Raw genomic sequence first — 19,319 nt, 5'->3', positions numbered from 1 at the left:
ATTTTTCCACGTTTGTTTTTGATTTGTATTCAATTATTTCGGTTCTTTATATACTGTGGGGCGTCATATACTCTCCCGGTGAACAAAAATGGCCACATTATACGATAAGAAAGGAACAGAAATTTATGCAGGACGAGGAAAATACAGCCATCGTGCACGACAAATGATCGAGCGACGCGAAGCCTATACTCGCAGTGAAGAAGGCGCACTTTCCGTTTATGTCCCAGCAGTTCAAACCCCAGAACCTCAACGCGCTTCCACCCTTCAAGAAGATGCACGCACGCTCAAGCGAGACGCCCAAGAACTCGGGCAACAACTCGGTCTTGGCTTGGACGAAATCGAAGTTCGCCGGGAAACACCCGAAGGCGTGCTGGTCGCACACCTCAAGCAATTGATGACACCATCCGTTGTCGCCGGTCTTGACAGTGAACAAGCCGCCAAACTCATGCAGACCATTTCCTATTGGATGCTGCGTCAGCATCTTACCGTTTACGAACACGACGAACTCGTGCGCAACCTCCACGACCTCATCAACAGCATGCGCGTGCCTTCAAACGGTGCAGCTTTACTCAATCGGGACAACGATGCTGTTCGTGAATCAGCAGTCAATGTCCTTCCAGGCAGTCCAACCTCCAATGTCTACAATGAATTGTGGATCCATGCCTTCCTTCCACCCAACGGCCACCGGTGCAGACCAAGCGTGAGCCGCGACAACGACCGTGAACCCGACATGCGCAACGATGGGCGTGTGTGGGGTGAGCCCGCCCTTCTCGAGGGTCCTGAATTCGTGTGTCAGAATCTTGATGCTGCAAGCAACCTCGCAACATTCCGCCGAGGACGACATGGCATCATTCGTGTTTATTTGCCCTACAATCCACGGTCTTCCTTCTTCCAAGATAACGACATGCCACAAAGCAATTTCCGTGACCGTGGCCACCTTCCTGAACCTCACATCAATCCAGAATCTGAACCTTGGGAGCACTGCCTCCAGCGGTTCATCGATGCCTGCGCCTTTGTCAAGAACAACGAGCGCTCTGACCTTCGCCTCTTCATCCACCGAGGAGCTGAAACCCCACAGGAAGTGATCCTATGAATGTAAAATATGTAGCAAAAAACCCAACCCCCGTAGCCCAAACCATAACGTTGCCCCAAGGCATGCCACTTGACGGTGGACGCCTGCGAAGTGCAGAAGCCATCACCGTCCAGGTACCACCCATGAGCGTACGTGAAATTTTGTACGATCAAGAAGGCATGCCCGTTGTTGAAGGCTGCATCCAAGATTTGACCGTTACCGTTGAAAACAACGACGGAACTCCAATCGACCCATACACATCTCGCCGTGAGCGAACTGCGATTCGTGATGTTTCAGGTGACCGAACTGCCTTATTCATGGCACAAACTCGACGAGTGTATCCAAACTTGGTCGTCGATGACAACCGAAACATCGGAGGAGCTCAATTGTTGGCTCAGTTTTCCCATCTGCGAAGTCAGCGAGACAATACCACTGCCATTTACTCACCCGCTGCTCTCAACATGACCTTTGAATCCCGAACCGACAGCCTCTACCACGCTGCTAACCAAGGCCAAGTGGAGATCCGCTCCATCGTCGGTAACGGTTACAACAGTGCCAATGCCATACAAATGCAAGTTCACAATCCCGGACAACAACCCGTTCGTGTGGTCGTTCCTCAAGGGACCATGGTCGAGCAACAAACATGGACAGGTAAGCAAAATCTGGTCGTTAAGGAAGACGTATGGATCGAGATCCAGCCCGGTCAAACCGGGAACTTCCCTCTTCCAGCTTTCTGCGCCAATGCAAGTGCAGGTTCACCCAATAACGACCCCATGAATTTGACTCCATTCGTCTTCCACGACATGGGTGAAAGTTTCCGTGACCAAGATTCCATGTGGCGTACCACCGACAGCCGTCGTGGTGTCCGAATGGGATGATTTAAAAAACTAGGGAGTTGTAGGGCTACCATGGCCTTCAAATCCCCAAAAATCAGTTTACCAACCGCACTCAATCCGGGCTGGATTTATTTTATCAGAGAAGAAGATTATCTCGACCGATCTGTCGGTCGTTACGTCAAGATCGGTTTGACCGCTCGTACCGTTGCAATCAGGATTGCAGAACATCAGACCGGCAACCCAAGGCGCGAGTTCGAGGCAACCCCTTCGAATTACATTGAACTCATGGATTATGGTGAGACGTACCTGCATCATTATTTCGCAGCAGGCCGACTCTGCGGTGAATGGTTTGATTTCGATGATTCCTTCTTAGCTTCAGATGTGCGTCCTGTTATTGACAATCTTGAGACCGAAATGGCTGCGGTCGCTGGTTCTTTCCGAAGGTGGAAGGAACTCAATAATACCCCCAGCAACGGAACGGTTCGCACTGCTACTCGCACTGAAGCAAGATGGGGGGTAGATTTCACCGCCGCTTACGAAAAACTGACCGTGGCAAAAGCCATCCTTGACACCCACAAGAACAACCTGAAAAATTTACTTGGGAACAACAAAGCCATTGATACCATTATGCACATACAACAGAAGACCAAAAATCCAACATTTAACCAAACCGTGTTTAAAGGAATTCTAACGGATGCCCAATTTTTGCAATGCTACTCGCCAACGACATCTTGGAGCCGGAGTTTGAATATGCTGAACAAAGGTCAAGACCTTGCAACCCTCGACCCTACCGTCAAGCTGGCCTATGACGCATCTGAAATGGGCCTTATCAGCCCCTCTGCAACGAACATGTCTGGAGCAACACTTCCACTTACAGCGACCATTAGAGACGAAAATTTAGCCATGCTCAACGCCATGAGGGATGTGAAAGTCCAAGAATGGGAATGCCTCAAAGCTCAAGCGAAATTGGTTGAGGCCCTCGATGATTCATTAGAAATTGATGGAATTCTGAAGTGGAAGCGTGAGGAGAGCATCGACTCGAAATTTGACAGAAAACTTGCTAAGAGTCTTTTTGAGACAGATTTTAACGCCTCATTCAGGCCCCCCTCAACACCGTACACATACAGCACTGAGTTTGATTACAACAGGAAGTACAACCCCTAATCCCTCGCCGGAATCGAACCGACTCTTCTGCTTACGCAGCGTGCACCGTACACCAAGGGACTCAAGCCATGTGGGCAGTAATTGCTCCTCCACCATTCCTTCTCGATTGACACCTGCTTTCGCTCGTTCGTGTGCGAACACCGATTAATCGGTGCACGAACCGTCAGATGAGAGGAATTGGAAGTCTAAAGGCACGGCTTTCGTATCCGTGTAATCTTCATGATCAAGACAAACGATGGTCAGTTCCATCGGAGCCAGAGCCATATACTCTGGAATGGAGGCGTAGTAAGCCTTGACTGCATTCATGACTTCATTCAGTGTCCCTCCTCCATGAGCAACCGTGACCACGTGGCCAACCGTACATCTTTTGACTTCTGGAAACAACGATGAGTAGGGTTGCTGCTTCGCCATATCGAGCATCTTCTTTGCCAGCAACGGTGTAGCCGCTTCTCCTGACCAAGTGAGCCCTTGAATGACGTTGCTCATCCACGTTGGTTCGGTTTGGAGAACCAAGGCCTGACCATCCCACCACGGACATCTTGACACAACTTGTTTAGCCAGTTTTGACCTCAATGCCAAGACCGCATTCTTAGCGTAAAGAGCAGGAGCAAGGTCCAAAATATTGCCATACACAATATTGAGCGTGAAATTCTCACCCCTAAGTCTGTAAGTCCTTTTTTCTGGAACGGACATCAGGAGGTGAGGATGCTCCAATAACCCGGCTAGGAACTCATGATAGGAGCCTTTGGGCCATGCATGCTCAGGAGGTTCTGGCGTCATGTAGGTGTTTTGAGAACCGTGCTGGTCCATCACCCTGAACCATGTATCCATCCAATCATCAAGCGTTGTTGCATCAAGATGAATGGGGGCTTCTGCAGTTGCATCGACCAGTTCTTGAATTTGGCTGGGCTGAAGTGACATCTCTGAAACAGTGCCCCAAAACCACGGTTTCATTGCCGCGTCCCAATCGGTGGTTCCGAGAGTTCCTTCTGGATTGTGGTGAACCAAAAAGGCTGAAGCAATGTGCGATTCATGATCCCCGTACAAATTCGGAGCAAGCCATTCGACAAGACCCATATTCTCCAATGAAGAATGGTCTGTGATGGGAAAAACGCCATCTTCAGGATATCTAAACCACGGATGGTCTCCCTCGTCCATTGACTTGTGCTTATGGTCGAGTAAAACCAAGCCGCCGTCTCTTATCTTGTGAACAATCGAAGACATTCTTTGTCTGAAATCGCCCTCACCGTGATTGTCCTCAATGGGGAGCCACGACAACCAATCCACATAGAGAATGTCGATTGGTGGCATGTTTGTGAGGGTGTCATAGGCTTCTCTACAGCCCGCATGGACTTGCCAGTGAGGTGTGTTCATGTTGGCTTTTCTGTAGACCTCATGTCCATTCACGGTATCGGGTAACCTCTGGAACGGAGCCGTTCCAGATTCATTGGCGTTGACGGACCAAGAAGTGGGAGCATAATCCCCCAAATCAACCATGAATTGAATGAAGGGATGTTGAGCGTCCTCAAGCAAACCAAAACTGGCGTGATAATGCTTCGCAGCAGCAGGATGCGCCATGACCAGTGGTCTGTTTGGATTGACCTTTATGGGCAAGCCAATCTCCAGTGGTGGGCCGTAGAAAAGGCAATTTCCAAATCCAGTTCTACTTGGATTATGTGCAGCCATGCTCATCACAAACACCTCGGATGATAGAGAGGAACAACCCTGAAGATTCTCTTTGTTTGCCTTTCAAGCCTTGAATAATCATCTGCAATACAAACTCCGCCCGCGTGTTTATCCTTTGCAGTATCGTAAATGGTATCCTTGTGAAGGGTAATGATGTGTGCAGTGCAAAGTTTTCCGCTCGGCAGTGGGTCGCTCGGTGGGTCCTTGGAAAAGAAGCTCAACAAGAACAGGTCATCGTATTCGACCAACTCATCAATGAAGTATCCGAGTCTCCTCAAGTCACTGTTGCAATAGGCGAGTTGCAAACCGTACGGTTTCAGAGCTTCAGACCACGTATGGGGAGCTTGAGAGTTTGTGACTTCTTTGAAATCCTCAGGAGTCGTATTCGCTCCAGTTGAATTCACCACCATCGACAAGGTCGTCGCAACGCAAGATGGACCCTGCTGTTTCACATGCTCAACGTTGAGATGGGAGAAGAAGGGCCCCTGAGGTTCGTTTGCCCCTCCGGAATACCATAGGGGTGCGGTTGGATTTGGCTTCCACCCCGATATCATTCCCACTCCCCCTTGAACCCCTCATCAAAGTGCGGTTCCTTTTCCGCAGAGGCTTGAATGATGGCTTGGTTGCACAGGTCGCAACTGCAATCCTTGTCTTCCCATTCCTTGTATTCCTTGATTCTGTGGGCATTGTATTCGTTCTGTAATGTCATGAATTCCATGAACATCGTCATCATCGTTATCCAGTTTATGTTTTTATTTTCGTTATGTTTCATTTTTTCACCTCATAGGTAATAGTAATCTTCAGGTCTTCCTGAAGGATATTCTTGTTCGATCTTTTGCATGTATTCAGCCGTAGATTCCGCCTCTTTGTATTGGATTTGCCAGATATGAAAGTCATCAATGCAAAGATGAATGACCGAAAGAAGTGTTGCAGGAAACGTGTCTCCCTTGCCAGAAACGCAGAAACTGCTTTCAGGCGTGTGAATGGTTCTCCTTCCCCCGTAAACGGGAATGTAATCAGGACAACTCCACCACGGACCGAGTGAATGGCCAATGTGGCCCTCAAAGAGGTAAGACTCCTTCCTCCACATCCACGCTTTTGGCTTCTTTGCGTTGGCCTCAAGATTTGCTCTGTGTTCCGCATACGTCCCAGGAGTACCCCACACCTCGAGGTCAAGAGCGAAATCAAAGGCAAAGGTATGGCCGTGTTTCCCTTGAATGGTTATCGTATAACCCTCACAGGAAACCGCTTCATGGTCATGGATTATTTGCATGGCTGCAAGCCAATGTTCTCTTTGAGCAATCCTTTCGGGAGGGTCTCTATCCAAGTCTACAAAATGAAGGTCGCTGTCCATTGAGGTGAGGCACAATTCCCAATCTGGCCATGTATCCCACTTCGCACCTTCTGCAACGTTATGCTGGTTATAGGCAGCAAAGATTTGGACAAAGGCTCCTGTTTCATCCAATGCACCGTTATGGTCAATCAGTTCTTCAGGGTCTTTGTATCCGTTATCAACGAACCAAGCTGCATTTTTATTTCCATTCATGTTGTTTGTTCTTTCATTATGTTCCATATCATTCACTTCCATTATTGAGGTTAAGCACCTCCGTGCGTTTGAGCAGTTGGGACACCGGGAGTCGAACCCGGATCGGACGGTACGCAGCCGAACATGCTATCCATTACACCATGCCCCATTGAGCACAAACCGACAGAGGTACCCGGATTTGAACCGGGGTCCAAGGATTCGAAATCCTTGATGCTATCCGCTACACCATACCTCCATGCGGTTTGATGCAAGACAGCGGATGCCCTATAGGGGGTAAACGCGGTCTTACAGTATGCGAGGGCCAATTGATCATCGGCGTTTACGGAGGGGCTGTTGTGCCACATTTCGCTGTTGGAAAGTGTCGCCCCTCATCATAATCCCTCGCAGGTAATTTACCAAGTATCACCTTTGCTATATAAATGCACCGCTTAGTTGTTATACTATGGATAATTCATGATTGCATCTTATTTGAAAAAAGTGTACAGAATCGGGTACCGTCAACTCCAATGAACGGCTCATTTCGGCTTTAATGGCGTTTTGCAGGTTGCAATCTTATAACCTCCACATGTCGTCGCATGGCCTATGGTAACCCCCACGTCGCCCAAAAACATGTTAATCGCCGGAATCATCCTGATTCTCTTGAATGTCGCAGCATTGAGCCCGCTCTCCACTGGAGCAGTTGAAGGCGCTGTTGATGACAACTTCGAAACCTTCCCAAAGGACAGTGCATGCTACGATGACGACTGTGAAGAAGCTGAAGACGATTGGGCTTCCTCAACATCCCAGCGTGACTTCTACGGTTGGTCCGTCAACAACCTTGATGATGTCATGGCCAACGGTTCCGCACCAACTTACACGGAGGTCGGCCCAGTCACCTACGACATTACCACAACAAAAACCATCAACTCCTACGACAAGGAAGCAGGCACCCTCACCTACAACTCCGTGAAGACCTTTGCATGTGCTGAAGACAGTGAGGTCTCTTGCGACACTGACGTCACTCAACTCAACATTGCCTTCCAGACTCAGGTGATCGGAGCGACAGGAATGGCCATCAATGGGATCATGGATACCACAAAAGCCGCATACACTGCGGGCATGCTTGGAAAGGATCTTGAATCCCTTGGTGCAGGTGTTGCTGCATCTCAAGCAATGTCGGGACTTTATGCAGGTACCGTAGCTGATGTCACAGCTGCTGGAGGTACAGAAGCCATGGCCAGTGCTGGTATTGGCAACTCATTCTTCCACAACACCACGACCGGTTTCAATGCCTTTTTTGCTGCAATGAACCTGAGCGGTTCTAACAACGGATCCATGATGGTGAACTACACGAGTGCCACAGGCGGTTCTGCTTCGTTCACAAATTTGACCTACGCCTTCAACGACGCCGTCATGCCGGGCTCTCTTGAAGACGTTTCATTGCTCAGTGACGTAGGTACGATGGTTTTCTCTGGACATTGTCAAGCATTTCCAACAACCCTGGAAAATGCAACAATACGTGCTTCAATTTGGAATTACGTGGGGGCTGACAATGCAACCACCATTGCTAACGATTGGGCCATGTGCTATGGAATCGGAGGTAACTTTGGAACTACCTTTGGCGGTGGCGATGCTACTCTAGGAGTTGGAGACACAACAGGCATGGCCGTCAACGTCTCAACACGTCTCGGCTACCTTGGAATCACCATGGACGAAATGAGCGCCATGGGCATGCTCTTCGGAGACGGGGATGATGTCATCACCGGTCTTCTCGAAGTGAACGATGCCGGCACCGAATTCGGTGTGGCCAACTTCCTCGGCATGGATAGTGCGGCAGCAATGACCGCCTATGGAATGGACCAAGCAACCTATGTTTCGGTATACAACTGGGCCGCTTCGTGGTTTGGAGACGTGACCTCGCTACCAATGATTCTACTCGGCGGCTCGGGTGACATGACTGCATCATTGTTCGTGAACACAACATTTGGTGCAGAAGACCCACTCAACGGTGGATACCTCGCCAACAGCCTCAACCTCGGAGGAGGATGGGCTGCACTCGGCGCATCGGGTGGAAACGCAGTTGACCTTGACCCTGCACTCTCTGGTAACGCACTCTACGGGCCTCTTGGACTCACCACAAGCACCGGTTCAGCAATCTTCCTTTACGGAGAACTTTCAGGATTCACACCCCCACTTAACTTCTCTACAAACCCACCAACACCAGGTGCTCCAATGGCTTGGGATGAAAACACCATCGCCGCCCTATACGGTGTTGATACCAACGCTGCTAACGCTATGCGTGCACTCATGATGGGGCCAATTTATGGAACAACCAGTGAATCCTTTGTCCCAGGATTCCTCATGTCCTCCTTTGGAGCAACGCCTTACCTCACTCAATCCTTCAACAGCTGGTTGCTCGGATGGCATGACCCAGTCAGTGCATTCTTGGCCACAGGCAATCCTATGGACATGAGCGCTGGATGGGCCTCGCTTGAAACCAACGCCACCTACTACGGTTCAGCAGGAATTGCAAACGGCGACGGAACCAACTACACCATGTGTACTGGAGAAGTTGATACCTGTGACAAGGGCGAAACTTTGCTCGAAGACGGTTCAACACAGCTTTCATGGCGTAACGATGCTATGTTCGCTGCAACCTACGGCCTCATCACGCCTGAATCCCTTGTCAACACCACCGGTGGATTTGTGACCGGAACTGGAGACCTCGTCGACGTGAGCGGATACGCCATTGCTGAGATCACCTGCGATGGTACTGGAACGGTGAAGAACATCCCAGTTGACGTCTGCACTGCGACTGTTGATGCAACAAAGCGTTCCATCCAGGCCAACCTCTTGGAAACGTACTCCTTGCTTGATGCAACGCCCGGTGCGCTTCCAGTTTACTTCGGCAGCAACATCACGATGGAAGCAGAACAACTCTCTGGTCTTATCATCGCTGGAGAATCAACCTCAACCTTCTACTTGGACACTCGTGCCCACACCAACCAAGCAAGCGAACCAAGCATGTCTGATTTGGTGCCTGTGTTCCAAATTAAGTCGGCTTCGATGATCGGTAGCGACGATGCAGAAGACATGGAAAGTGCAATTGTCACCAACCAAGACGGAATGGCTTATTGGACCAACTTTGACCATCCAATCGACTACCTCACGCTTCTCTTCTGGATTGGTGGAATCGCTCTTATTGCTATCGGGATGATCTCCGCAGCTAACGCTCCTGAAGATGAAACTGAAGCAATGGAAGAAGCAAAGGACCATGACGCCGCTATGGCTGATGTAGAATCTGAAGACGCTTCCGAGGAAGCCTCTGAAGAAGCTTCTGAATGAGATTCCAAACGAACCTGCTTGCACCAAAATCGCCTGCGATTTGGGTTGAGCAAGAAGTCCTCGTGTACGTTTGTACAGACGTGTGGATACTTTTTCACTTGAGCACAGTTCAACTCCCATCGTATGATCAGATGTGAGTTGGTTCCTGAAGTTCGTTTGATTCTTGAGGAATGTTTTTGATTCACGCTTCACTGAAAAAAACATGGGAACCAAGCCCGCATTGATATTGCTCTCAATTGGCTTGCTGCTTACATTGAGCGCATTCCCTCTCGTAACGGCTGAGGACGCTGAAAAAACGACTCCAGAGTCGATGACTCGGATCATGATGCTACCTCCAGAAGCAGAAGTGACTGGAATGCACATCGATGCCAACGGGAACTTCTTCGTTAACGCCATGCATCCCGACGAAGACCACTACAAGGCAACCATTGGAGTCATCAATGGAATCGATTGGAACGACCTTCCCGAAATCGTTCCTGAACTTGACTCATCCAGCAGTGAAAATGACATCTGGCATGGTATTCGAACGTCCTATGGCGACTATCAAGTCATTCTACAAAACGGCGATGAACTCTCAGAAGGAGGTGTTGCGGGAGGGATTTACGCTGCCGATGATGGGGAGCAAATTCTCCTCAGCAAGAAACCCGACTACAACGCCTTTGTCCCAATCAACACCAACGGCACTCACGGTTTCCTCTACACTGCTTGGGAAGACCGACCAGCAGGCATCAGCCAATTGGAACTCGAATGGGACAGCACTTCTTCTGAATGGTCCGTGTTGTCCAGCAGGATGCTCAATCTCAGCAGCATCAACGGAGGCTGGGTGTTTTGTTTCGGTAGTATGAGTCCTTGGGGCTCACCGCTCTTTTCCGAAGAACTGTATTTCGATAACACACAATATTGGAACGATGACAGTTTCAGGTACCATTCAGATCAAACCAAACTGGAACAATACCTCGGATACTATCCAAATCCCTACGATTACGGATACATTGTTGAAATCGAAAACGCAGCGAGCGTTGAACCGGATTTCGCCAGGCATCTTGCTATGGGCCGATTCTCACATGAAAATGCAGCGGTCATGCCGGATGAACGAACGGTTTACCTTACCGACGATGGGTATGATACGGTCCTCTTCAAGTTCGTCGCCGATGCTGCTGGTGACCTCAGTTCAGGGACGCTCTACGGGGCCAAAGTCGCTCAAGACAACAGCAGGGACTCCGCCATTACTGGGTTTGATGTTGAGTGGAAGGAAATGGCCTCGTCTTCAAACGCTGAAATTCAAACTTGGATTGATGAATACGATGGCATCACAACCGATGATTTCGTGTCAGGACAAAACTCCTACATTACAGATGCTGAAATCAACGATTGGGCAGAAGGGCGTTTGAATGAAGATTTGAACGGTGATGGAACGGTAGGCTCAGCCGCTGATGACCGAGTCGCATTCCTTGAATCACGAAAGGCGGCGGCTGCCCTTGGAGCCAGTGATGAATGGAACAAGATGGAAGGGGTTGCATTCAATGCAAAGTCCCCTGATAGCCTCTATCTGGCGATGTCAAGAATTGAATCTGCAATGAGCGATGGACGGGACGATATTGATGTCACACAAAATTCCTGTGGTATCGTCTACCGAATGACGTTGGGCGATGGATGGGACGTTAACCGAATTGATCCCGCGATATCCGGAGGCCCGTACATGTCTTCAGCGCAAAACCAATGCGATATCAACAACCTTGCGGGGCCGGACAATCTTGTCGTTCTTGACGACGGTCGAGTTCTCATCGGTGAAGACACCAACAAGCATGAAAGCAACATGGTATGGCTTTGGGGAGAGAAAACTCAACCCGTTGAACGGAACGAAAACATCACGTTGAACTACATCAGCCCGATGAACACTCTTGCAAACAATGACTCCACATGGAATTACAAACTCCAGGCCGAAGTGGGTGAGCTCTATGATGGTTCAACCTATACTGCCTTTTTCGTCCTTGAGAAATTAAGCGATGGAGGTGAGGAGAGCCTCTGGTTGTGGAACGGTATTGAAATGGACGGTGAACAACACGAACACGTGTTTTCATTGCAGCCAGGATGTTATTCGGTCAATGCTTCCCTGTACGAAAGCGATGACCTCAATTCTTATGGTAAAAATGCATCATTGTGGGCCTATGCAACATCTGATTTCACGGTTGGAAAGGGAACCTGCATCGATGGAGTATACGCTGAAGCGATCGTTGAACCGCAAGAGGATACGAAGGTCCCAACAGAAGAAGATGTGCCTGGATTTGGAGTGGCAACCAGCATCATTGCTGCGCTTGGAGCCGCACGCATCGCGTCGAGGCAGAAGCGATAAGACCGTCCAGAAGACTCGAGAGCCTTCGTTTGAAAACGATGCAATAGACCGCCTTTTCCAAAGCTGAAGCAGTTCATCAATCGGTATCCACAGGGGTCTGCGCCAATTTCCATACCATGCCGAAGGCAAACAATGCAGACAGCAATACGAATGCTGTTGTCCATACCACCGGTGAGCCTCGTTCGAGGCTTCCTAACGACTTAGGATTACTTTTCCAGCATTTGTTCAATTTCTTTTGATGCTAGGATCAGTGTTGGAGCCCAAAGACCCACAAATATTCCCAGGTGTTCGTTGCTATTACCGAAGTAAATGTAGAGAGACCCTACAACTGACAACATACTTGCTATAAATCCAATTCTTGATATATTTCCACTCATTTTTTTCGCCTTAATTTCCAATGGTTCAATCTTTACACTTAAAGTGATGTTTTGAAACTTAGCGACATAATGAGGTTTCTTAGCAGGTTCTGCGAATTCATCCAGAGGTGGCCCTCCATATGAGCCAAAACTAATTGTTTACGTGACGCCCTTTCCAACACCCTTCCGTGAGTTTCTCCATTATGGCTAGGGACGAACACGGTCCACGTAAGGCCCTTGGAAACATGCTGATAGTTTACAAGGGTGTTTAGCATAACCCTCGTGAACATAAGCAAACCAGTTATTCATTCCAGACATGTGGTTAATTGCTTTCAATATCTTGGGATTGGAATATACTGAGAGTGCCCTTTAATCTATGATGTTCACATGGGCACGAAATTGACGTTGAGTCAAATGGGACAACGGATTGACTCGGGCAGGGGATATGCATATAACGCTTTACCGAAGGGCAAACCTCATGGAGAATGAAGTGAAAAATAGGCGATCATTTGATCACAGGCACATCGGAGTTGGTGTTGTGTTCTTGAGCTTGGTGATCCCTTTTGACTATGGAGCTTCCGGGCTTGATATAATCTTCTGGGGTGGCCTATTCTCTTTCCCCATCGGCGAAATAATTCAGGTAATAACGACTGATTTGGCTTGGGCTGTTGTTTTGTTTTCCGATTATTTGAGAATATTAACTCCTCATGTGTTCTTGGGCACCAGTATTTTTTCTGCGGTTTCATTATATAATCATCGATCGACAAGGGTAGCTGGAATCATCCATGCTGTCTATTTTGGATTGGTAATCCTGTTTTCTGTAGTATCCTGGATTTTTATTGAATACATGGAGATGCTGGGCTTTGACTTTTTCCTCGGAGGGTTGGCGGGGCTGGTTTTTCTCTTCCCGAACTCGGCAACACATGTTCAGCAAACCACGAACGATCAACCCAAAAAACCAATGAACCCCGGCAGCGTTATTTTGAGCATTGGAATGTTCTGCCTCGTCATTTGGGGTTGGGGCGTGATTCAAGAGGGATTGGAATACAATATATCTCCGATATACCTCATGCCGTTTCTTTGTATGCTGGGTGGGCCAATTTTCATCGTATTGTTGGTGATATCACTCGTATTGAATCGAATTAAAAAACCGAAAGATGAGAATCCATAATCACCAAACCATACAAAAAAAGAGGAAGAATGCACATGACTACCGCCTCGCTTTTGCCCAATCAGTGGACTTGATGAAGTCATCCACTCACAAGGGTCCCCCTTGTAGATGCTGGCAACCATAACGGTACCCATGTGTTCCTATACGAACACAAGGGGGGGCCCTCGTGAATGGATGCGTTTTGGCTTAGGAGAATCCTCTACGTATTCAGGATGGTTTATACGATTCAGATATGAGGGAAACTTATGGGAGTGCCCCGATTCTAAGGCGTATATGTTTGTTGCATATTTTGATGCAAGATTACGGCCTAAAGCAAGGACAGTCCCTGTATTTGTCAAGCAACATTTAGGACAAAAAACTCTGAAAGAATTCTACAAACATTTCTACAGCTGCGTTTCTTCCGAAAACGAACGTTACGGAGAACTATATGGTGAAAAATGGGCTCTGAAAAGTTTTACAGTTCAATTATGAAAACCGTACAAGAGTATTGGGGAGGAACAAAAACCAAAGAAGAATATCTCAACGGAGCAATCGCTGAAAATTCCCATGCCTGAAGAAATTAACACACCACTCTACGAACGTTGGAATCATCAACATACCCAAATTTACGATGAGTGGAAGGATTCGTCCGACGAGGAACTTTGGAGCGAGCTCAAAAAAAATACTCGGAGAACAACAAGAGATTGCAGAAGAAGTTTCACAAATAATTGAGAAGCCAAATTATGCCAAACGTACAATTGCAATGAGGCGAGGACAGAAAAAATTTCGTAAAAAAATTGCTTTCTCTTTATGGCAAATGTATGGCTACAGAATGTGAGGAAACAAATGTCCTCGAAGCAGCCCACATTGTTCCATACTCAGAATCGCATGATAATTCTCCAGAGAATGGAATTCTATTTCGCTCAGATATACACGTGCTATTCGATGAGGGCTTGATGCATATCAATGAAGAATTCAAGATAGTTGTTTCAGATAAAGTTCGATACGAACCATATCTAAATCTACATGGCAAGAAAATACACTTTCATGATGGATTAAATAAATCCCAAATCGTTTCAAATTTCACGACCCGGAGCCTGTGGCAGGATCGATGAGTTTGTTGTCTTTGAGGAAGACTGGCACCCATGATGCCTGACCATATTTCTCCAAATATGGCTTGTTCATGTAGCGTATCAAATGTTCACCATTAGACAGAGAGGACATTATTTTTTGATGATCAGGAGAGATTTTCTCTGCCATTTTACCCCCACCAGTTCGGAGTCCATTTTCGGAGTATTGAACACATGCACAAGACAATATTGGGTCGTCTGACTCTGAGTCAACCATGACCTCAGTGTATCGCTTTTTGTCATTTTTATCAAATTCAGAGTTCAGCCCACCTTCTTTGATTAAATGTTCATGAATAGGTTTTACAATAAGCATGAGTGAGATGAAATCTAATTGCTTCTGGGAATACTTTTTCATGGATTCCATGACGAAATAGGCCTCTCTCAGTAAATCTAAATCTGCATTTAACATCAAAAAACTGTGAGTAGTAGTGAATCCACGGGACAAACGCCAAATCAAAAAGTTGGACGCAAGAATACGGGTTCAGTTTCATACTTCACCCTGCTAACCTCCATGAAATAGTTTTCCTAAGTTATTGGGCCTTCAATTCCAAGCATACACATGGGTTCGAGCATAATACCCTTCGCTATCCTTTTTCTATCTTCATCGGTTATCAGTGGGCCATATTGATGCGTAGCGTCTAAAATGACCCACGCAAAGCCCATTCAAACAGCATTCGCATTCGCATGGGTATTCGGATGAACCCTTACGAATTATCCGATTCGAATTATTTGATACATTGAAATTAATAGAAACAACTAATTGATTAACTCACTAAAATTAATCTATGCAGAAAATACCACTGATAATTTTTTTAATGATGATGGCCGTATCCCTTTCCGGATGCATTGGAGGAGAAGTTGAAACCAGCGATGGAGAAGAACTCATCTTGGAAGATACCGATGATTGGCCAACCTACCTTGTTCCAACTTCCGGAGATCTACCAGCCTGTGACGCGACCACACTCGGAAGGTTGTATTATGTTGAAGCAGAAACGAGTTTTCAAGCTTGCAGTTCATCTGGTTGGAACGTTATTGACTTTTCAACTCCCCTGAATCAAGCACCAAGAATTTCAGCAACCATCATGGCAGATGATGACGGACATAGCTTCTCGGAGGATTTGTCTGCAGAATGGATGTATGTTGGACAGTTGACTTGGTCTGCAGTTGACCCCGAAGGGGAAGCCGTTACGGTCGGAGTGGACCATGACCGAGACGGTACTGCCGACATCATGCTTCCAAGAGCAGAGGGCTCAATAGTTGATGTTGCAGGCGGAATGCTGACGGTGCCATGGAACGGAAGTATTGTCAGCGAGAGGCTGGAGTTCCCCAACAGTTGTTACTTGGCGTTTACAAGAATGATCGATGTGATTTCAACAGATGCTTCAGGCATCTCAGCGTCGTACACCGTCCAAACCGGTGCCATATCCTCAAATAATATATTCAGCAACATGTATTCTGCTGAAGATGTTGATTGGGTTGAAATGCTCTTTGAAAATTATGTTTCCCAAGACGATCTTGATTGGCTTGATGGAACTGCTACAGACTCGAATTGCGAGGCGGACTCTAACTCAGGACCCCAACTTAGCGTTTATGATTTCACAGCACAGGACTCCGGCGTTGCAGTGAGTTCAGCATCTGATGATGTTCTCTTTAGCATAACCTATCAACAAGGAAGCAGTTTAGGTTCAGAATTTTTGAAAATTACGCTTTCTGTAAATGGAAATCAACCCGTGAACTGTTATGCATCTACGGGAATGGGGGATTGCAGCTATGAACTTTCAACTACAGGTGAAACGTTTTCCGTTGGGGCTTCAATCGTTGTATCCGAGGATGGTACTGATCTATGCAATGAAGGTCATGACCCTTGCGAAATTTCCATTACGTTGGTAAACTCCGACACCAATGAAGTATTGGATAACATCACCGTTGAAGTTGAATGAAACGATATATTGTAGATTTTGCAATGGGTTTTGCGTGGGTCATTTTAGACGCTAGGGACGAACAGGACGGACTGAGTACCGTTGTGAATCTGAAATCCGTACACAAGAGGTTACAGCCAGGCCCTTGTGTCTTGCAGGGAAAACCTCAATCTACTGAAAAATCCCAATAAATTGGATAAAAAGATATTTAATTTCCGCATTCCGGCACGATTTGACCAATGATGCACGTAAAAGAACATTAAAGTAGGAAGATGCTGATGGGTTAGCATGGAACAAACAAATGGAGCCACCGATGCATCTCGAGCATTGAGCAAAGCCTACGACCAAGTGATCCGTAAGAAACGAATGAACGAATCCCTCATCAGGTGGAGCCTGAACTATTCGGATTTACTCAAGTCGAAGGATGCAGGCATGGGATTCACTCTCTATCTCCTATGAGCCAGATACGATACCCACTATGTTGATGACTGACCCCCGATAGGTTCAGCCATGTCGGTGGTTGAATGGGACATTCTCATTGCGGCAGGGACCGTCTTCTTTCTGGGAGCAGTTTCTCCAGGACCCAGTTTGATGGTCGTCCTTCGCAACACCATGCTCGGTGGAAGGAAGCAGGGCATGGTATGTGCTATTGGCCATGGTGTTGGATTTGGAGTCTATGCTGCACTCGCCGTATTCGGTTTGATTGTTCTTCTTGAAGAGGCACCAAATGTATTTCTCACGCTCCAGCTCATCGGATGCTGCCTCCTCATTTGGTACGGGTATTCTATGTGGAATATGGATGGGGACTTTGAGGATAACGCTCACCAAGCATCCAATCGCCAAGGCTTTACAGAAGGATTTGCGATCGCATTCTTCAATCCTAAAATCGCACTGTTCCTCGTAGCAGTATTAGCCCAGGTCCTGCGCCCTGGAATGGAATTTGAGAGCAAAGTTGCCGTAGGCATGCTCGGTATGGCCATTGACACGCTGTGGTACCTGACCGTAGCCGTTGCACTGACCGGGACGCCACTGCTGGACACATTGAAGAAAAACGGAGTCATCATCCACAGAATAACAGCCTTGGTACTCTGGGGATTTGCCCTCACCATCGTATTTCGAGTGAATTAACGTTGACATCGAGGACAAAGGAACGTGGAGCGATTGCTCTGTGTAATCCGTTCAATAATACCGCCGCAACCTTCCTTCAAGCAGGGTTCGTCTTCCCGCCCATACACTGTAAATTGGTGGGCAAAATATCCCAATGTGCCGTCAACAGAAGCGAAATCGTTGAGTGTAGAGCCACCCGATGAGATCGCTTCATTGAGAACAGATTTGATTTCGGTGACCAAGCGCTCCAAGCGGAGGGTGGGCGTACCGTTCTTTCGGACCAATGTTCTTGATTCCTTTTCAGGAGAAATACCGCTCCGGTGGAGCGCTTCACAAGCGTAGATATTTCCAACCCCTACGACGATGTGTTGATTCAGCAACGCCACTTTAATTGCGGATTTTCGTTGATGTAACGCTCGGGCCAAATCCTTTGCAGTCCACTGCTCAAACGGCTCAGGACCCAATCGTTCCAACAAAGCATGAACCGGCTCCTCAAGGCGATGAAACAAATCAATGACGCCGAATCGCCGGGGGTCCGTGTAGACCGCTCGAGTTCCGTCCGTGAAAACAAATTCAAGATGGTCGTGCTTCCCACCGTAACCAGTTTCGTTTCCAAAGGCTGAAACCGGAACGCCACCGTTAACGGTTTGCAAAAGTGGCACCGCCAAAGCGTCTGCTTCTTCTGATGAAAAAAGAGTGTAGCGGCCTGACATGCCGAGGTGAGAGAGCAAGACTCGGCCGTCGTCCAAGTCAATGAGGAGGTATTTTGCCCGACGCCGAATATCCACAACGGTTGTACCAGCCAACGTTGGGAGGTCGTCTGGGAACGGAAAACGAAGACCTTCTCTGCGAATGAGAACGTCTCGAATGGTTTTTCCTTGCAGGCCCTGAATGAGACCTTGACGAACGGTTTCAACCTCAGGAAGTTCGGGCAGATTCAAGCCTCCGGCGAATGAATCACGAACAACCGATGATGGTCTTCGTAACCTGCAAGTTCAATGGATTCATCCACATTGAACCCTGCATCGTTCAAGAGCTGTTCCACTTCTTCAAACAACGCTGCTTCGCCTTCACCGGTCCAACGTTCACTCGCTGCTTTAAGCGATAGAAGTCCCATTCCTCCAGGTGCTAAGAAACGGCGACAAGCCGCCGTGAAAATGTCGACTTGACCTGCCTGAGCCACATCTTGAAACAACCAGTTGACTTTTCTTGGTAGCAACACACCCCATGCTTCATGACGACGAGCATCACCCAAAACAGGAACAAGTCCCGGCCGTTTTTGGGCGAGAAAGGTCAAGTCCCGAAGGCAGCGAGGCGCTAAGTCCACACTCACGAGTCGTCCATTAAACCGGTTGTCTTCCCCGCACAAATGGTCGTGCAAATGGCTGACAGAGGTACCGTGTCCTGCGCCCAAGTAAAGCACCGTTTCCCCTTGTTGAGGCAAGAGCAGGGCTGGGTCGTTTTCAGTTCTCAGCATAGCTGCTCCAAGTTTTGAGCGATGAGGTTCCCAGCGTCTGTACTCTTGGCCTGAAAATCTTCGAAGTGACTCTCCATAGACCGCTCGCTTTGGAACAGCATTCAAGGTCCACAGCGATTTTCGGTCCAACCTTACTGCAGACGACAAGTGGCGTGGACCACGATTTCGCTTCGAACCTCCGCCCAATGAAACTCCTCCA

The 19,319-nt window shown here is 47.9% G+C and carries 17 protein-coding genes and 2 tRNA genes; 10 read left to right on the top strand and 9 right to left on the bottom strand.

Annotated elements, in window-relative coordinates; translation table 11 throughout:
- Window positions 1–88 precede the first annotated feature (88 nt).
- Genes AAA857_RS05380 through AAA857_RS05370 form a run of 3 tightly spaced genes read left to right on the top strand, consistent with a single transcriptional unit; the run spans window position 89 to window position 3,072 of the window.
- Window positions 89–1,093, top strand: a complete 1,005-nt coding sequence (locus AAA857_RS05380) for a hypothetical protein (protein ID WP_338173889.1) — start codon at window positions 89–91, stop codon at window positions 1,091–1,093.
- The gene (locus AAA857_RS05375) at window positions 1,090–1,950 is read left to right on the top strand and encodes a hypothetical protein (RefSeq protein WP_338173887.1); all 861 of its coding nucleotides are present in this window, start codon (window positions 1,090–1,092) and stop codon (window positions 1,948–1,950) included. Before AAA857_RS05380 ends, AAA857_RS05375 begins: the two co-directional genes overlap by 4 nt.
- A 30-nt stretch (window positions 1,951–1,980) precedes the next feature.
- Window positions 1,981–3,072 (top strand): GIY-YIG nuclease family protein, encoded by a 1,092-nt coding sequence (locus AAA857_RS05370; protein WP_338173885.1) that lies wholly within the window; start codon window positions 1,981–1,983, stop codon window positions 3,070–3,072.
- A gap of 144 nt (window positions 3,073–3,216) precedes the next feature.
- On the opposite strand, the gene AAA857_RS05365 is transcribed toward AAA857_RS05370, so the two are convergent.
- From AAA857_RS05365 to AAA857_RS05340, 6 genes are all read right to left on the bottom strand, one after another.
- Window positions 3,217–4,764 (bottom strand): hypothetical protein, encoded by a 1,548-nt coding sequence (locus AAA857_RS05365; protein ID WP_338173883.1) that lies wholly within the window; start codon window positions 4,762–4,764, stop codon window positions 3,217–3,219.
- The gene (locus AAA857_RS05360; protein ID WP_338173881.1) at window positions 4,764–5,312 is read right to left on the bottom strand and encodes a hypothetical protein; all 549 of its coding nucleotides are present in this window, start codon (window positions 5,310–5,312) and stop codon (window positions 4,764–4,766) included. The genes AAA857_RS05365 and AAA857_RS05360 overlap by 1 nt, the downstream gene beginning before the upstream one ends.
- A complete protein-coding gene (locus AAA857_RS05355; RefSeq protein WP_338173879.1) occupies window positions 5,309–5,530 on the bottom strand; it encodes a hypothetical protein in 222 nt (73 codons plus the stop codon). The genes AAA857_RS05360 and AAA857_RS05355 overlap by 4 nt, the downstream gene beginning before the upstream one ends.
- Before the next feature lie 9 nt (window positions 5,531–5,539).
- The gene (locus AAA857_RS05350) at window positions 5,540–6,331 is read right to left on the bottom strand and encodes a hypothetical protein (RefSeq protein ID WP_338173878.1); all 792 of its coding nucleotides are present in this window, start codon (window positions 6,329–6,331) and stop codon (window positions 5,540–5,542) included.
- Window positions 6,332–6,380: 49 nt separating this feature from the next.
- Window positions 6,381–6,452: transfer RNA gene (locus AAA857_RS05345), tRNA-Arg, on the bottom strand.
- A gap of 15 nt (window positions 6,453–6,467) precedes the next feature.
- Window positions 6,468–6,539: transfer RNA gene (locus AAA857_RS05340), tRNA-Arg, on the bottom strand.
- Window positions 6,540–6,886: 347 nt separating this feature from the next.
- Here AAA857_RS05340 and AAA857_RS05335 point away from each other — a divergent pair.
- From AAA857_RS05335 to AAA857_RS05320, 4 genes are all read left to right on the top strand, one after another.
- On the top strand, window positions 6,887–9,628 hold the full coding sequence (locus tag AAA857_RS05335) for a hypothetical protein (protein WP_338173877.1): 2,742 nt from the start codon (window positions 6,887–6,889) through the stop codon (window positions 9,626–9,628).
- Window positions 9,629–9,830: 202 nt separating this feature from the next.
- Window positions 9,831–11,981, top strand: coding sequence for an alkaline phosphatase PhoX (locus tag AAA857_RS05330; RefSeq protein ID WP_338173875.1), 2,151 nt, complete (start codon window positions 9,831–9,833; stop codon window positions 11,979–11,981).
- Window positions 11,982–12,097: 116 nt separating this feature from the next.
- Window positions 12,098–12,220, top strand: coding sequence for a hypothetical protein (locus AAA857_RS05325; RefSeq protein ID WP_338173873.1), 123 nt, complete (start codon window positions 12,098–12,100; stop codon window positions 12,218–12,220).
- 595 nt (window positions 12,221–12,815) lie between these two features.
- On the top strand, window positions 12,816–13,508 hold the full coding sequence (locus tag AAA857_RS05320) for a hypothetical protein (protein ID WP_338173870.1): 693 nt from the start codon (window positions 12,816–12,818) through the stop codon (window positions 13,506–13,508).
- A 1,062-nt stretch (window positions 13,509–14,570) separates the two neighbouring features.
- On the opposite strand, the gene AAA857_RS05315 is transcribed toward AAA857_RS05320, so the two are convergent.
- Entirely contained in the window at window positions 14,571–14,981 is a 411-nt protein-coding gene (locus AAA857_RS05315; RefSeq protein WP_338173868.1) for a hypothetical protein, read from the bottom strand.
- 457 nt (window positions 14,982–15,438) lie between these two features.
- Between AAA857_RS05315 and AAA857_RS05310 the strand changes: the two genes are divergently transcribed.
- The 3 genes from AAA857_RS05310 to AAA857_RS05300 all read left to right on the top strand — a co-directional run bounded on the left by AAA857_RS05310 (window position 15,439) and on the right by AAA857_RS05300 (window position 17,664).
- Complete coding sequence (locus AAA857_RS05310; RefSeq protein ID WP_338173866.1) at window positions 15,439–16,557, top strand: hypothetical protein; 1,119 nt, start codon at window positions 15,439–15,441, stop codon at window positions 16,555–16,557.
- Between the two features lie 267 nt (window positions 16,558–16,824).
- Window positions 16,825–16,995 carry a hypothetical protein gene (locus AAA857_RS05305; protein WP_338173864.1) on the top strand — a complete coding sequence of 57 codons (171 nt, stop codon included), beginning with the start codon at window positions 16,825–16,827 and terminating at the stop codon, window positions 16,993–16,995.
- Window positions 16,996–17,046: 51 nt separating this feature from the next.
- On the top strand, window positions 17,047–17,664 hold the full coding sequence (locus AAA857_RS05300) for a LysE family translocator (RefSeq protein ID WP_338173862.1): 618 nt from the start codon (window positions 17,047–17,049) through the stop codon (window positions 17,662–17,664).
- Here AAA857_RS05300 and mutM read toward each other — a convergent pair.
- Both mutM and AAA857_RS05290 read right to left on the bottom strand, forming a co-directional pair.
- Window positions 17,661–18,584, bottom strand: a complete 924-nt coding sequence (gene mutM, locus AAA857_RS05295; protein ID WP_338173860.1) for a bifunctional DNA-formamidopyrimidine glycosylase/DNA-(apurinic or apyrimidinic site) lyase — start codon at window positions 18,582–18,584, stop codon at window positions 17,661–17,663. The genes AAA857_RS05300 and mutM overlap by 4 nt on opposite strands.
- Window positions 18,581–19,306, bottom strand: a complete 726-nt coding sequence (locus AAA857_RS05290; RefSeq protein WP_338173858.1) for a fibrillarin-like rRNA/tRNA 2'-O-methyltransferase — start codon at window positions 19,304–19,306, stop codon at window positions 18,581–18,583. Before AAA857_RS05290 ends, mutM begins: the two co-directional genes overlap by 4 nt.
- Window positions 19,307–19,319: the final 13 nt, after the last annotated feature.

The sequence above is a fragment of the Candidatus Poseidonia alphae genome (assembly GCF_943787815.1).
In the GTDB taxonomy this organism is placed as follows: domain Archaea; phylum Thermoplasmatota; class Poseidoniia; order Poseidoniales; family Poseidoniaceae; genus Poseidonia; species Poseidonia alphae.
Note: the sequence above shows the minus strand (reverse complement) of the source record. Positions and strands in the feature narration are given on the sequence as shown.

Bases quoted from the DNA above. Each gene is read 5' to 3' on its own strand.
- AAA857_RS05335 (WP_338173877.1), top strand. From the start codon at position 6,887: ATGGTAACCCCCACGTCGCCCAAAAACATGTTAATCGCCGGAATCATC.
- AAA857_RS05365 (WP_338173883.1), bottom strand. From the start codon at position 4,764: ATGAGCATGGCTGCACATAATCCAAGTAGAACTGGATTTGGAAATTGC.
- AAA857_RS05370 (WP_338173885.1), top strand. From the start codon at position 1,981: ATGGCCTTCAAATCCCCAAAAATCAGTTTACCAACCGCACTCAATCCG.
- AAA857_RS05315 (WP_338173868.1), bottom strand. From the start codon at position 14,981: ATGGAATCCATGAAAAAGTATTCCCAGAAGCAATTAGATTTCATCTCA.
- AAA857_RS05375 (WP_338173887.1), top strand. From the start codon at position 1,090: ATGAATGTAAAATATGTAGCAAAAAACCCAACCCCCGTAGCCCAAACC.
- AAA857_RS05300 (WP_338173862.1), top strand. From the start codon at position 17,047: ATGTCGGTGGTTGAATGGGACATTCTCATTGCGGCAGGGACCGTCTTC.
- AAA857_RS05320 (WP_338173870.1), top strand. From the start codon at position 12,816: ATGGAGAATGAAGTGAAAAATAGGCGATCATTTGATCACAGGCACATC.
- AAA857_RS05360 (WP_338173881.1), bottom strand. From the start codon at position 5,312: ATGATATCGGGGTGGAAGCCAAATCCAACCGCACCCCTATGGTATTCC.
- AAA857_RS05305 (WP_338173864.1), top strand. From the start codon at position 16,825: ATGGAACAAACAAATGGAGCCACCGATGCATCTCGAGCATTGAGCAAA.
- AAA857_RS05330 (WP_338173875.1), top strand. From the start codon at position 9,831: ATGGGAACCAAGCCCGCATTGATATTGCTCTCAATTGGCTTGCTGCTT.
- AAA857_RS05350 (WP_338173878.1), bottom strand. From the start codon at position 6,331: ATGGAACATAATGAAAGAACAAACAACATGAATGGAAATAAAAATGCA.
- AAA857_RS05310 (WP_338173866.1), top strand. From the start codon at position 15,439: ATGGCCGTATCCCTTTCCGGATGCATTGGAGGAGAAGTTGAAACCAGC.
- AAA857_RS05355 (WP_338173879.1), bottom strand. From the start codon at position 5,530: ATGAAACATAACGAAAATAAAAACATAAACTGGATAACGATGATGACG.
- AAA857_RS05325 (WP_338173873.1), top strand. From the start codon at position 12,098: ATGCCGAAGGCAAACAATGCAGACAGCAATACGAATGCTGTTGTCCAT.
- AAA857_RS05380 (WP_338173889.1), top strand. From the start codon at position 89: ATGGCCACATTATACGATAAGAAAGGAACAGAAATTTATGCAGGACGA.